The organism is Bacillus cereus group sp. BfR-BA-01350, from assembly GCF_022663775.1.
GTDB lineage: Bacteria > Bacillota > Bacilli > Bacillales > Bacillaceae_G > Bacillus_A > Bacillus_A paranthracis.
On record NZ_JAKUGD010000001.1, the window covers coordinates 298,400 to 312,241 of the forward strand.

Consider the following 13,842-nt stretch of genomic DNA (forward strand, 5'->3'; position numbering starts at 1 on the left):
AGTTATTGACTAGAACCTCTTTTTCATGCATTTAACTTAAATCCCACTCCACAATAAGACCTAAATGTGTAAGACCACCACCAAATCCGTACAGTAAAAGTGTGTCTCCGTTACTTAATTTTCCTTCTTTTCTAGCTAAATCTAGAGCGAGTGGAATAGAGACAGAAGATGTATTCCCCATATATTCCACGCTCGTTAATGTTTTTTGTATTGGAATTTGAGATTTTTCACAAATAGATTCAATCATGCGTAAGTTAGCGCTATGAGGAATGAGCCAGTCTATATCATCTTTTTGCATATTTGCGGTATGTAATAGTTCTTTTATACCTGCTGGTACTGTGCGTGTTGCCCATTTATATACTTCTCTCCCATTTTGAACGATTTTTTCATTTGTTTGTAGTTGTGTGCCATTCATAGTGGTAGATAAATTTGTTCTGTATAGGTGAATTCCGCCGTCACCGTTTGTGCCCATATGATACGCGATAAAGCTCGGTTTGTTTTCATCTCTTTCTAATAAAATAGCTCCAGCACCATCGCCAAATAAAATGCAGGTCGTTCTATCGGTGTAATCAGTAACTTTTGATAATGTCTCTGTCGCTACGACAAGTACTTTTTTATGTGATCCAGAAGTAATCAAGCTATTACCGACGTGCAAGCCATATGTGAAACCAGCGCAAGTGGCATTTAAATCAAATGCCATTGTATGAGGTATGTTGAAGTATTGTTGTATTTGGCAAGCAACACTAGGGAAAACGTAATCAGCAGTAGTAGTAGCGACAATGATACAGTCGACATCTTCTAAGTTTTTCTTATATGTTGTACATAAATTTTCAACTGCTTTAATGGCTAAGTTTGAGGCGTATTCATCTTCGCTAGCGATTCTTCTTTCCTTCATTCCTGTTCTTTGTACAATCCATTCATCATTCGTATCGATCATTTTTTCTAAATCATGATTTGATAATATTTGTTCTGGAACATGAGTACCAATTGCAGTAATACGGGATTTAGAATTCATAGGAACAGCTCCTAACTTTATTTTATAACCTGATACTAATATCAGGTTATAAAAAAGTCAATATAGATTTTTAGTGTATTGAACGACTTAGCTTACTATGGAGGAATTTAGCGAGTGTTGTAAAAATAATATACGAGAAGTTTCTAAAATTGATAATGAAGGGAGTTGGGCTCCTTGAAAAGAATTTTACGTATGTTGCCTTTTGTCATTATTTGTAGCTTTATTTTTATTATTTTTCCAGAGAAATCTTATGCTTGTGATTGTATTAACGTATCAGCAGAAGAGGCTTTTCAAAAAAACGATGTAGTGTTTGAGGGACAAGTAATTGAGGTTGGAAGGAAAGAAGGAGGTGGAATTGAAGTATTATTTGAAGTGAAGAAAATTTGGAAAGGGACAAATTCTTTGCAAATTATTGTATATACAAATGGTGGTGATTGTGTGTTTCATTTCGTGGAAGGAGGAGAGTACTTAATATATTCTTCTCAAAGAGGATCTGAAAAACAATTACACACAAATAGTTGTAGTGGAACGAAGAGATTAGATGAGGCAGGGGCGGACAAAGTGGCTTTACGTCAAATTGCAAAAGAGTCTGTTCCAACGAAGAAAGTGGATTTAAAAGGGGAGATGGTGAGCGGTTTCAGTTGGTGGCAAGTTGCTATCATTTCCATTTGTCTATTATTAATCATTGTTTTTGTTGTGAGAAGAACTCGCAAAAAATGACGATTAAAGTAAATATATAAAGATTTTCTTTCTGTTTCTATAGGTGGTTTAATCTTGTGAAAGCGAATTACTTATGCTACACTTTATGTAACTTAAAATGAACGGAGGGGCTTCCTTTGATCTTAATCAGATTACGTCTCAATACTTTGTGCCAATAATTGAATAGCGCTCAAAGGCTCTGTCTGTGTGCAGAGTGAACGGGATTGGTCTGCCTATTTTAAAGGAACCCTTTATTAAGCTTATATGTGAAAAAGAGGGAGGGACGAATACGCCCTCTTTTTGTTTTGCCTTTATAAATAGAATGGGATTGTATAGGTGAACACTTATAGTGGATACGCATACGATCTTGGGACTTTTTAACTATGAGATAGGATGAAAGCACAACTTTCTTCTATTTCTTTGGTGAACCCTTATCCGTTTACGAAAACACAGGCAGCGACCTGTGTTTTTTATTTTACGTAATCGAAATGGAGGAATAAATATATGGAAGAATTATTACAAAGAGCAGTTTTAGTTGGAGTAAATTTAGGTAATGAGGATGATTTTGCATATTCGATGGAAGAGCTAACGAATCTTGCAGAAGCTTGTGATGTAGAGGTAATTGGACAAGTGACGCAAAATTTACAACGTGTAAATCCATCCCATTATATTGGAAAAGGAAAGATTGAAGAAGTAGCAGCCTATGTAAATGAAGTAGGTGCGAATATGGTCATCTTTAATGACGAATTATCGCCTTCTCAAATTCGAAATTTAGAAGCAGATTTAGATTGTAAAGTAATTGACCGTACCATATTAATTTTAGACATTTTTGCGCAACGTGCGAAAACGAAAGAAGCGCAGTTGCAAGTAGAAGTGGCCCACCTTCAGTATATGATGCCTCGTTTAATTGGTCTTCGTGAATCGTTAGGAAGACAGAGCGGCGGTGTTGGTACGAAAAATAAAGGTGTCGGTGAGAAGAAATTAGAGTTGGATCGTCGTAAAATTGAAGAACAAATTTCAGTTTTAAATAAAGATTTAGAAGCTCTTGTTGCGCAGCGTCAAACGCAGCGAAAACAACGTAAGAAAAATGAAATTCCTGTTGTAGCATTAGTAGGTTATACGAACGCGGGAAAATCAACGACGATGAATGCGATGCTTGAAATTTACAATGGTACAGAAGAAAAACAAGTATTTGAAAAAGATATGTTATTCGCGACGTTAGAAACATCGGTGCGAAATATTGATTTACCAGATAACAAATCATTCTTATTAACAGATACAGTTGGATTTGTAAGTAAATTACCGCATCATCTTGTGAAAGCATTCCGTTCAACATTAGAAGAGGTAGCGGAAGCAGACTTACTTATTCATGTTGTAGATTACGCAAATCCAAATTATGAACAGTTAATTGATATTACAAATGAAACGTTAAAGAAAATTGGAGTAGAAAATATTCCAACAATTTATGCTTATAACAAATCAGATATGGTAGATGTTGAAATTCCGAAAGTACAAGAAGACCGTGTTTATTTATCAGCGAAGAAACACGTTGGAATTGAAGAACTTGTAAAAATGATTCGCTCACACATCTATAAAGAGTATACGAAGTGTGAAATGTTAATTCCATATGATCAAGGACAGGTAGTTTCTTATTTCAATAATCATGCGCACGTTCTATCTACGAGTTATGAAAACGAAGGTACGAAACTAGAAGTAGAATGTAAGACGAGCGATTACGAAAAGTATAAGCGTTTTGCAATTTAATAAAAAGGCGATCCTAATATGTTTTAGGATCGCCTTTTTCTTATTCTGTAATAGAAGCCCATTTATAAGAATAAATTCCTGCAAATGGACGAATAACAACACCTTTTATGGTTGGACGTTCTAAATATACAAGCCCTGATTGGAAGATTGGAGCAATGGCTGCATCATCTTCAAGTAAGATTTTCTCAGCATCTTGGAACGCTTTCCAACGTGCTGGTAAGTCCGTTACTAAAGTAGAGCTCGTTTTCTCAATTAATTCGTCGTATTGTTTGTTTGAGTAACTCATCTTATTAAACGGTCCGTCTGTGACGAACATATTTAAAAATGTTGTAGGATCAGGATAATCTGGTCCCCAAGTAGAAAGTGAAATTTCAAAATCGCCATTTCCTTCACGATCTAAAAATGCTTTTACTGGAAGTGGGTGTAATGTGATTTTTAGTCCAGGTAAGTTTTTCTCCAGTTCACCTTTTAAAAACTCACTAATTTTTTTATCGTTCGATTCATCAGTTGTTATGATTGAAAGAGAAGCGTTTTGTAAATTTGTTTCTTTTTTCGCAGTTTCCCATAGTGTTTTAGCTTCTTTCACATTTGTTTCTACTTTTACATTACTTGTACTGCGAAAATCTTTATTGTCAGGTCCTTTTACGAATCCTTTTGGAACGAATGCATTCGCAGGTATAGAACCATTGTTTAAAATCGTTGTTGTGATTCCTTGTTTATCAAAAGCAAGCGAAATAGCTTTACGAGCATTTTTGTTTGCTAATAAAGGATTCTTTTGACTAAATCGGAAAAATGTCACAGAAGGACGTTCCATTTTCTTTAAGCTTGGATCTTTTTGATATTTATCAACAAACTCTGAATTGATCGTAATACGGTCTACTTGTTTACTTTCAAATAAATTAACGGCTGTTGAAGTATCTTTTACGATATTTACATTAATTTCATTTAGCTTCACATTTTTATTATCCCAGTAGTTCGGGTTTTTCGTCATTTTGTAACTTGTATCATGTTTCCATTCACTTAATTGGAACGGCCCATTATAAACTACATTTGCAGCTTCAAGCCCGTAATTTTTCCCTTGCGCTTCTACTATCTTTTGGTTTTGAGGATAAAATGTTGCAAATCCCATTAAACCTAAAAAGTATGGAACAGGGTGTTCTAACTGTACTTCAAGAGTTTTATTATCAATCGCCTTTACACCAAATGAATCAATTGGTAATTCTTTTTTATTTATTTTTTCAGCGTTTTTAATATCGAACATAATATGTGCGTATTCAGAAGCAGTTTCTGGATTAACGGCACGTTTCCATGCATATTCAAAATCATGGGCAGTTACTGGATCGCCATTTGACCATTTTGAATCGTGTAATGTAAATGTATATGTTTTTCCGTCTTCGCTCAGTTTGTATGATTCAGCTGCTGCCGGAACAGGTTTGTTATCAGGACCAGGCATATATAATCCTTCCATTACGTTGTTTAATGCAGCGTAAGAAAACCCATCGGTTGCGATAGATGAATCAAGTGTAGAAATTTCCCCAGCTTCTACAATGTTTAACACTTGTTTCGAAGATTCTTTTTTCTTCTCTCCGGTAGTTGTTGCCTCTTGTTTTTGACCACATGCTGTTAAAAACATAGATAATGTGATTGAGAGTGCAACGATTCCCTTTGTTTTTTTCTTCATAGTTGTCATCCTTTCCTTCATCTCTGCCTTAGTATAAAAGAAAATATAGAAAATTTCTATAAATAAATCCGATAAAGCATATAGAAAAAATATATTATTTAAAAGGTGATATTTCTGGAAAAAGAAATGAAACCAGTATAGAATAGAAATGTTTCAAAAGTCAGAATTTATTACACCTACTGTAATAAATATATATATTTTACAGAAAGGAGAGATTCACATATGCAGGCAGTTTCGCAAAAAAACAGAGTAGAAACACCGACAATATATCGAATATTATTTGCGATTAGTTTCGGTCATTTTTTAAATGATTCGATGCAAGCAGTTGTGCCCGCGTTGTTTCCTATTTTGGAAAAAACGATGAATTTATCCTATATGCAAGTAGGGTGGATTGCGTTTGCTTTAAATATGACATCATCGATTATGCAACCGGTTTTTGGTATGTATTCGGATAAGAAACCGTCACCATTTTTATTACCGCTCGGAATGTTTTCGAGTATGCTTGGGATGATTGGACTTGCATTTGCACCGAACTTTATTATTGTTATTATTTCTGTTTTATTTATCGGATTAGGTTCCGCAGTCTTTCATCCAGAAGGGGCTCGAGTTGCTTATATGGCAGCTGGTGCAAAGCGAGGTTTAGCGCAAGCGATTTATCAAGTGGGAGGAAATACAGGGAATTCTCTAGCTCCTATTTTTACAGCATTAATTTTCGTTCCACTCGGTCAAATTGGTTCTTTAGGTTTTACTGCCTTTGCAGCGGTAGGAATTGTATTATTAATTTTCGTATCAAATTGGTATAGAAATGAATTAGCGACTGGCGCTGTGAGAAGAAAAAAGAGGGCTGCGCTTGAGGCGGAAAATGCGATTGTAAGTACACATATTAAATTTGTTATTTTACTTCTTGTTTTTCTTACTTTTGTACGCTCTTGGTATGGTGCTGGTATCGGGAATTTTTATCAATTTTACTTAATTGAGCATTACGGTTTATCTATAAAAAATGCCCAGTATTTCGTATTCGCATTTATGATTGCCGGCGTATTAGGAACTTTCTTCGGTGGTCCATTAGCAGATCGATTTGGAAAGAAAACAATTATTGTATTCTCAATGCTAGGTTCAGCACCACTTGCACTTTTATTACCTCACGTTTCGCTCGTGTGGGTCGTACCGCTATTTTTATGTATCGGTTTTATTAGTTCAAGTAGTTTTAGTGTAATTGTTGTTTATGCGCAAGAACTTGTTCCTGGAAAAGTAGGAATGGTATCTGGATTAATTGTAGGGCTTGCGTTTGGACTCGGCGCTTTAGGATCTGTAGTCCTTGGGAAATTAGCGGACATATATAGTCTACAATTCATTATGTTACTATGTAGTTGTCTACCATTAATTGGACTTACTTCTTGGTTATTACCAAGTGATAAGAAAACGATAGAATAGGGGATGCGCCATGAAATTATGTGAAAACGTAACAGAATTAATAGGAGATACACCTGTCGTCCGATTATCTAAATTTATTCCAGAAGACGCAGCAGATGTGTATGTAAAACTAGAAATGTTTAATCCATCGCGCAGTGTGAAAGACCGTGCTGCCTATAATTTACTGCACGTTGCAGAAGAAAATGGTCTCATCAAACCGGGAGATACAATTATTGAACCGACAAGTGGAAATACAGGAATAGGCTTAGCAATGAATGCAGCCGCAAAAGGATATAAATCGATTTTAATTATGCCAGATAATATGTCAAAAGAGCGTATAAATTTATTAAAAGCATACGGAGCAGAAGTAGTTTTAACACCGGCAGAACAAAGAATGCCAGGAGCAATTGCGAAGGCGTTAGAACTGCAAAAGCAAATACCAAATAGTTTTATTCCGCAACAATTTGAAAATCCAGCAAACCCGAATATTCATCGTTATACGACTGCACTTGAAATTTATGAACAAATGGATGGAAAGCTTGATGCATTCGTAGCAACGGCTGGAACTGGTGGAACTATTACAGGGACTGGTGAAACGTTAAAAGAGAAACTACCAAACTTATATATTGCAGTAGTAGAACCGAAAGGATCTCCCGTTTTATCAGGCGGTGTGCCAGGTCCTCATAAACTAGTAGGAACAAGTCCGGGGTTTATCCCGAAAAATTTAAATACAGAAGTGTATAACGAAATTATTCAAATTGCAGATGAAGAGGCTTTAACGACAATGAGAAACTTAGCTAGACAAGAAGGTTTATTAGTAGGGCCGTCTTCCGGAGCTTCTGTTTATGCCGCAATTATGATTGCAAAACGATTAGGCGCTGGTAAAAAAGTTTTATGTATTGCACCTGATACAGGTGAGCGTTATTTGAGTATGGGATTATTTGAATGAAAATGATAAAAACACCTTACTCGTGAAATTGTTACGAGTAAGGTGTTTGTTTTAGGTTGTAAAGAGGGGGAGAATAACAATGAAACTATTAAAACCAACATATGAATATAGCAAACAAATTATGGAGTATCGCGATGCGTTTTTACATGCTGATGAACAACCACACGGCAGTAGTTCTTTACAAAATTTTGATTCTCTCGATGAATGGTTTGAAAAAGTGAGTATACAAGAAGCGGGAGAAAACTTACAAGGTAATCGAGTACCGTCTAGCCAATTTTTAAGTTTTGAAAAAGGGGAACTTATAGGTTTTGTAAATATTAGACATCGACTAAACTCAGAATTATTGCGGGAAAGTGGTCATATTGGATATAGTGTCCATCCAAATAAACGTCGCCAAGGTTACGCTACAAAACAACTACAATTTGCATTGGATGAAGCACAAAAATTAGGATTGCAGAAAGTGTTAATAACTTGTGATAAAGCTAATATCGCTTCGGCTAAAACGATTCAAAAGGTTGGCGGTGTGTTAGAAAATGAAGTAGTTTCTTCTCATACTGGGGAAATTGTACAACGTTATTGGGTAGAAATATGATGTAGTGGAACTTTGAAAAGGGAATAAAATGTGTAATATCGAAATAAATAAAAGAAGTAAGGCTGTAATGCAATTATAGGGGGAAATGAAGTGGGATTAAAAGAGAAAGCGATAGAAATGTCAGAGATTTATAGGAAGAACCCAAAAGTGGAGGCTATTATTTTAGCCGGTTCAGTAGCTAGAAAGCTAGAAGATGAACATTCAGATATAGAACTACATATTTTATGGTCAATGCCACCAGAGAATGAGGATCGTAAAGGGCCTATTAACTATATTGGTGGAACAATTTTGTCATATCATCCTTATGAGGAAGAAGAATGGTCGGAAACGTATTTGACGAAAGAAGGAATTAAATTAGAGATTAGTAACTTTTTAACAGAAACAGTAGAGAAAGTGATTTCGGATGTGGTGGATCAATATGATATAAGTTATGAAAAACAATGTATTGTATCATCCGTGCATGACGGTGTTAGTTTGTATGGGGAAGAGAAAGTGAATGAATTAAAAGATAGAGTGGTAGCATATCCAGAAAATCTAGCGAAACGGATGATTTCAGAAAATCTTTGGTTAAGCAATCGCTGGCATAATCGAGAGGCGCTTTTAAAACGAAAAGATTGGCTTATGCTATATGATGTTATTTGTGAAGCACAAAGGAATATATTTGGGGTCTTATTTGGTTTGAATAAAATGTATGTACATCACCCGGCGTTTAAATGGATGCCATATAATGTGGAACGAATGATTATTAAGCCTGAAAACTTATATGAGCGTATGGCGAATACGTTAATAGGGAAACCGGAGTATAGTGTACAAGAGTTAGAAGTGTTAATCGAGGAGCTATTACAGTTAGTAGAACACCATGCTCCGGAATTACATATTGCTGAACAGCAAAAGCGTATTCAATATGCGAAATAAAAAACAAAGAGATGTAACCCTTGTTACATCTCTTTGTTTTTTATTTTACTAATTTCCCCAGTATAGGTAAGCGTTGAATTCTATCACCGAGAATATGTGAAGCAAGTCCACTTGTTAATACGAATAAAAGGTAAACAAGCCCTCCAGCGGCGCCACATATAACGACAATGAGAAGTGATTCCATATAAGTTTGTCCAGGAATTAACCATGTTAAAATTGATTTTAATGCCATCACAACAGCAGACATTGCTGCGGAGTAAATTGTAATAAGAAATACTGTTTTTGCTGTCTCACTAATTTTAAATTTCGCAAACTTAACGATGCAGTACAACATAATACTATTGGAAACGAGGTATCCAAGAATGGTTCCAAGTACAGCACCGTGTCCGCCAAATAAATGTAAGAGCGGTGTATTTACTACAACTTTAACGAGAATTCCGGCTGAGAATGCAATCATTGTTTTTCTTTGATAATCGATTCCTTGTAAAATAGCTGCTGAAACTGTGAAAATCGCACTTAATATAGCAGACGGTGCGAATGAAATTAAATATTGTGATCCACCAAGTGCGATTTCAGGATTTACATAAACCATGCGGAATGCATCGTAAGCGATGCTAGCAAGACCAAATGCAGCCGGGATTGTGAAGAATAACAAGACTTGAAATATCTTTGAAATTTGTTCTTGTAATTCTTCTAATTTCCCGCTTGTATAAGATTTCGTTATAGCCGGAATGATCGTTAAGGAGAATCCAGTTGCAAGTGAAGCTGGAATCATAATTAACTTTTGGGCATAGTTCGTTATATAAGCGAAAACTGCATTTGCTGTTTCTAACGGCTCTCCCATCGCTCTAAGGACATCAGCTACAGTATATTGATCTACTAACGTGTAAAGTGGAATTGCGATGCCGACAAATACAATTGGGATTGCATAGCGAAGTAATTCTATATAAATATTTTTTAATGGGATATGGGATGTTCTTGATTTTAATTCACCTTCGGGAGGTTTTAACCCATTATATTTTTTCCAGTACATCATTAAAATAGAGACACTTGCAAGTGCTCCGATAACAGCTCCAAACGTAGCAACTGCAACAGAAGAGGCTACGGAACCTCCTAATAGTTTTGAGACGATAAAGCTACCAACTAAAATGAAAACAACACGTGCAATTTGTTCCACGACTTGAGAAACAGCACTTGGTTTCATATGTTGAAAACCTTGGAAATAACCACGTGTAACACTCATAGCTGGTACGATAATAAGTGCAAAACTTAATGCTCGCATCGTAAGTGTTACGTCAGAGATAAATTGTGGATCTGGCGTTTTCGAGCGAATAATAAATTGTGATATGTATGGTGCTCCAATAAATAAAACTAAAAACCCTAAAAATCCCATAAACAACATTAATTTTACGCTAGAGTTGTATAATTTTTTGCTTGTACTATAATCACCAAGCGCATTATGCTTTGCAACAAATTTGGAAACGGCAATAGGGATACCGGCAGTTGAAAAGCTTAATAAAATTCCGTACCAAGAGTATGCATATCCATATAAAGCGACCCCTTGTGTTCCGACTAATAGTTGAAAAGGGAAGAAGTATATAAAACCTAATATACGTGAAATCATTGTTGCGCCGCTTAATAAAGCAGTTCCTTTTAAAACTTTTGAAGTAGACAAAATTCTTTCCTCCTACTCGTGCTGTCTTACGTTTATCGTATATTACTATAAACCTGTTAGAGTAGTTAATATAGTATGGAACATAAATATTCTAATATTATTCACTTAAAAGTCATATTTTACATTTTCAAATAGAATGTAATACGTAAAAATTCAAAATATAAGTTGACACTATTTTTAATGTGTGATAAAAATGATAGTAATCAATTCGGAAAATAATATTTGGGCAATGAAAGGGTATAGTAGTGAATATCTCCCTATTACAGAGAGCTGATGGTTGGTGTGAATCAGTATATAGATTATTCATGAAGTTCGTCCTGGAGCATCTTTCATAAATCTCACATTATGAGGAAATGAAAGACGGTAGTTTATACCGTTATCAAATAAAGTGGTGAAGATTGTTTCACAACTAGGGTGGTACCGCGATATTTATCGTCCCTACGTATTTACGTAGGGACGTTTTTTATTTAGGTCCTAACTTTGTTGTGGCTTCATAACTAGGGTGGTACCGCGATAATTTATCGTCCCTACGTATTTGCGTAGGGACGTTTTTTATTTAGGTCCTAACTTTGGTGTATCTTCATAACTAGGGTGGTACCGCGATATTTTTGTCGTCCCTACGTATTTACGTAGGGGCGTTTTTTATTAGTAGAGAGGAAGTGAACGTATTAGAAAAGAGTGTGGATAGAACAATATAAATACCGAATTGTAAAACAGAAAAAGATAAAGAGAGGAGATTAACAAATGAATTCACAGCAATGGACATCGAAATTAGGTTTCGTATTAGCTGCGGCAGGTTCAGCGATTGGTCTAGGGGCAATTTGGAAGTTCCCGTATATGGCCGGAATTGGAGGGGGCGGCGCGTTCTTCCTTATTTTCATCGGTTTCACATTATTAATTGGTTTACCGCTATTATTAGCTGAATTCGTAATTGGAAGAAGTACACAAAAAGAGGCTGTTGATGCGTATAGAGAAATCGCACCAAAAACATTATGGCCATGGTTAGGGAAATTAGGGATTGTAACATGTTTCATATTACTTTCTTTCTACAGTGTTGTAGGAGGCTGGATTTTATTATATTTATGGAATGCAATTACAGGTAGACTATGGGAAGGAAATGGAGCATACGAAGATACGTTTGGTGAAATCATTTCCAATCCGTATTTAGCAGTAGGATCACAGCTATTATTCATCCTTATTACTATTTTTATTGTAAGTAAAGGTGTACAAAATGGTGTTGAAAAAGTAAATAAATATTTCATGCCAGCGCTATTCGTTTTATTCTTTGTATTAATCGTTCGTGCACTTACGTTAGATGGTGCCGGAGAAGGGGTTCGTTTCTTCTTACAACCTGATTTCTCAAATGTAACATCAGAAGTAATTTTATATGCGATGGGTCAATCGTTCTTCTCATTATCGGTCGGTGTAGCAGTAATGGTAACGTATAGTTCATACTTACCGAAGGAAGAAAGTTTACCGCGTTCAGCATTTTCTATCGTAGCTTTAACGCTTGTAATTACATTACTTGCAGGACTTGCAATTTTCCCAGTAGTGTTCGCATTTGGAATGGAACCATCTCAAGGACCGGGACTATTATTTATCGTACTGCCAGCTATTTTTAGTAAAATGGCATTCGGAAAATTCTTCTTCATCGTTTTCTTACTACTATTCTTCTTTGCTACTATTACATCAGCGATTTCGATGTTAGAAATTAGCGTGGCATCTTTAACTGCAAAAGGTAAAGGGAAACGTGAAAAAATGGCTTTAATCGTAGGTTTATTAATCTTCGTTGTAGGAGTACCATCAGCATTGTCATTTGGTATATTAAGCGATCTGAAGATTTTCGGAAAGACAGTCTTTGATTTAGCGGATTATGCAGTTAGTAACGTATTAATGCCACTTGGTGTTTTATTAGTTTCTATCTTTGTTCCTTTAAAAATGAAGAAAGATGTATTAATGAAAGAGCTTGGTGTAAGTAAAAATAAAGGCTATAAATTGTTTGTATTATGGTTATTCTTACTTCGCTTCATCGCACCAATTGCGATTATTATCGTATTCTTAAATGTACTTGGCATTATTTAAACAAAAAGGTAGCGTATCGTTTTATGATACGCTACCTTTTTATTTTGCACTTTTTTGTAATTCATTTACTGTTACGAACTGATAGCCCTTTTTAGATAAAGAGTCTAGAATACCTTCGATAGTCTGTAAATTTTCATTAGACTCATCATACATAGAGTGCAGTAAAATGATAGAACCTGGTTTTACATTTTTAGAAACGTAGTCAATTTTATCTGCCGCAGATTTATAAAAAGTATCAGGTTCAAGATCCCATGTAATCGTTTCGATATTATTTTTATTTAAATAATATGGTAGTCCAATTAATTTTTTTCCATTAGGTGGTCTAAAATCAATTTCGCCTGTAAATCCTATTCGGCGGATTAATGAATTTGTTTTTTCTATTTCTTCTTTAATAAAAGAAGGTGTTTTAAAAACCATTCTGTTATGAGAATATGTATGGTTTCCAATTTGGTGTCCAGATTGTACGATAGATTTTCCTAACGATAGGTTTTTCTCTAATTCATTTCCAATTAAAAAGAAAGTAGCTTTTGCATTGTATGTATCTAGTAGCGGTAATATTTGTTTTACATTGTTAGTAGGGCCATCATCAAAAGTTAAAGCAATCACCTTTTCATTTGTTTCTACTCGATTTGTTAAATCTCCAAATAATTGAAAGCTTCTTGCATTCATCAATTTGTATGTTCCGAATAATGCTACAGTAATAATGAATAATGTAACGATTGTAATAATTATTTTCTTTTTCATAAAGCAACCTCACTATAGTTTTTGATTGGACTAAAAAGTATTATATCAAACTAAGTAATTTCATGCTTTAAAAAGGATGTGGATGCAAGGGGAAGGAATTTATCATATAATGTAATGAAAAAGGTATATTAGGAGGTGTTTACATGGCGATTATCATTCAATTGCCGGACACTGCAGCGTCTCATGCAAAGCCAAGTATGGAAATGGCGATACTTTGCGTGAGGTAGACAAGTAATATACAATCGCCTAAATGAGCTCGAATCATTTTTATATTTGGCTTTGCACCTTATTGAAATGAACCATAAAAAATAAG

At 35.2% G+C, this 13,842-nt stretch carries 11 protein-coding genes and 1 other annotated feature; of the genes, 7 read left to right on the forward strand and 4 right to left on the reverse strand.

Annotated features, from left to right (window positions below; genetic code table 11):
* Positions 1-31 precede the first annotated feature (31 nt).
* Complete coding sequence (locus MR147_RS01565) at positions 32-1,015, reverse strand: ketoacyl-ACP synthase III (protein ID WP_074610678.1); 984 nt, start codon at positions 1,013-1,015, stop codon at positions 32-34.
* Between the two features lie 174 nt (positions 1,016-1,189).
* Between MR147_RS01565 and MR147_RS01570 the strand changes: the two genes are divergently transcribed.
* Positions 1,190-1,735: a cobalamin biosynthesis protein CbiN gene (locus MR147_RS01570; protein WP_080493773.1), complete on the forward strand. Its 546-nt coding sequence runs from the start codon at positions 1,190-1,192 to the stop codon at positions 1,733-1,735.
* A 483-nt stretch (positions 1,736-2,218) separates the two neighbouring features.
* Positions 2,219-3,478, forward strand: coding sequence for a GTPase HflX (gene hflX, locus MR147_RS01575; RefSeq protein WP_044790464.1), 1,260 nt, complete (start codon positions 2,219-2,221; stop codon positions 3,476-3,478).
* Positions 3,479-3,518: 40 nt separating this feature from the next.
* Here hflX and MR147_RS01580 read toward each other — a convergent pair whose 3' ends face one another.
* A complete protein-coding gene (locus MR147_RS01580) occupies positions 3,519-5,159 on the reverse strand; it encodes a peptide ABC transporter substrate-binding protein (protein ID WP_074610673.1) in 1,641 nt (546 codons plus the stop codon).
* A gap of 222 nt (positions 5,160-5,381) precedes the next feature.
* On the opposite strand from MR147_RS01580, the gene MR147_RS01585 reads away from it, so the two are divergent.
* From MR147_RS01585 to MR147_RS01600, 4 genes are all read left to right on the forward strand, one after another.
* Positions 5,382-6,593 carry an MFS transporter gene (locus tag MR147_RS01585; protein ID WP_001149406.1) on the forward strand — a complete coding sequence of 404 codons (1,212 nt, stop codon included), beginning with the start codon at positions 5,382-5,384 and terminating at the stop codon, positions 6,591-6,593.
* Positions 6,594-6,603: 10 nt separating this feature from the next.
* Positions 6,604-7,521 carry a cysteine synthase A gene (cysK, locus tag MR147_RS01590; RefSeq protein ID WP_074610671.1) on the forward strand — a complete coding sequence of 306 codons (918 nt, stop codon included), beginning with the start codon at positions 6,604-6,606 and terminating at the stop codon, positions 7,519-7,521.
* A 79-nt stretch (positions 7,522-7,600) separates the two neighbouring features.
* Positions 7,601-8,113 carry a GNAT family N-acetyltransferase gene (locus MR147_RS01595; RefSeq protein WP_000771318.1) on the forward strand — a complete coding sequence of 171 codons (513 nt, stop codon included), beginning with the start codon at positions 7,601-7,603 and terminating at the stop codon, positions 8,111-8,113.
* Between the two features lie 90 nt (positions 8,114-8,203).
* Positions 8,204-9,028 carry a DUF4037 domain-containing protein gene (locus tag MR147_RS01600; protein WP_074610668.1) on the forward strand — a complete coding sequence of 275 codons (825 nt, stop codon included), beginning with the start codon at positions 8,204-8,206 and terminating at the stop codon, positions 9,026-9,028.
* A 40-nt stretch (positions 9,029-9,068) separates the two neighbouring features.
* On the opposite strand, the gene MR147_RS01605 is transcribed toward MR147_RS01600, so the two are convergent.
* Positions 9,069-10,703: a putative polysaccharide biosynthesis protein gene (locus tag MR147_RS01605; protein ID WP_074610666.1), complete on the reverse strand. Its 1,635-nt coding sequence runs from the start codon at positions 10,701-10,703 to the stop codon at positions 9,069-9,071.
* Positions 10,704-10,923: 220 nt separating this feature from the next.
* Positions 10,924-11,146, forward strand: a binding site (T-box leader).
* A gap of 301 nt (positions 11,147-11,447) precedes the next feature.
* On the opposite strand from MR147_RS01605, the gene MR147_RS01610 reads away from it, so the two are divergent.
* A complete protein-coding gene (locus tag MR147_RS01610) occupies positions 11,448-12,785 on the forward strand; it encodes a sodium-dependent transporter (protein ID WP_242303565.1) in 1,338 nt (445 codons plus the stop codon).
* Between the two features lie 39 nt (positions 12,786-12,824).
* On the opposite strand, the gene MR147_RS01615 is transcribed toward MR147_RS01610, so the two are convergent.
* Positions 12,825-13,529, reverse strand: coding sequence for a polysaccharide deacetylase family protein (locus MR147_RS01615; RefSeq protein ID WP_074610662.1), 705 nt, complete (start codon positions 13,527-13,529; stop codon positions 12,825-12,827).
* Positions 13,530-13,842 lie beyond the last annotated feature (313 nt).

Coding starts and splice junctions, on each gene's coding strand:
- MR147_RS01565 (WP_074610678.1), bottom strand. CDS start 1,015: ATGAATTCTAAATCCCGTATTACTGCAATTGGTACTCATGTTCCAGAA.
- hflX (WP_044790464.1), top strand. CDS start 2,219: ATGGAAGAATTATTACAAAGAGCAGTTTTAGTTGGAGTAAATTTAGGT.
- MR147_RS01580 (WP_074610673.1), bottom strand. CDS start 5,159: ATGAAGAAAAAAACAAAGGGAATCGTTGCACTCTCAATCACATTATCT.
- MR147_RS01585 (WP_001149406.1), top strand. CDS start 5,382: ATGCAGGCAGTTTCGCAAAAAAACAGAGTAGAAACACCGACAATATAT.
- cysK (WP_074610671.1), top strand. CDS start 6,604: ATGAAATTATGTGAAAACGTAACAGAATTAATAGGAGATACACCTGTC.
- MR147_RS01595 (WP_000771318.1), top strand. CDS start 7,601: ATGAAACTATTAAAACCAACATATGAATATAGCAAACAAATTATGGAG.
- MR147_RS01610 (WP_242303565.1), top strand. CDS start 11,448: ATGAATTCACAGCAATGGACATCGAAATTAGGTTTCGTATTAGCTGCG.
- MR147_RS01615 (WP_074610662.1), bottom strand. CDS start 13,529: ATGAAAAAGAAAATAATTATTACAATCGTTACATTATTCATTATTACT.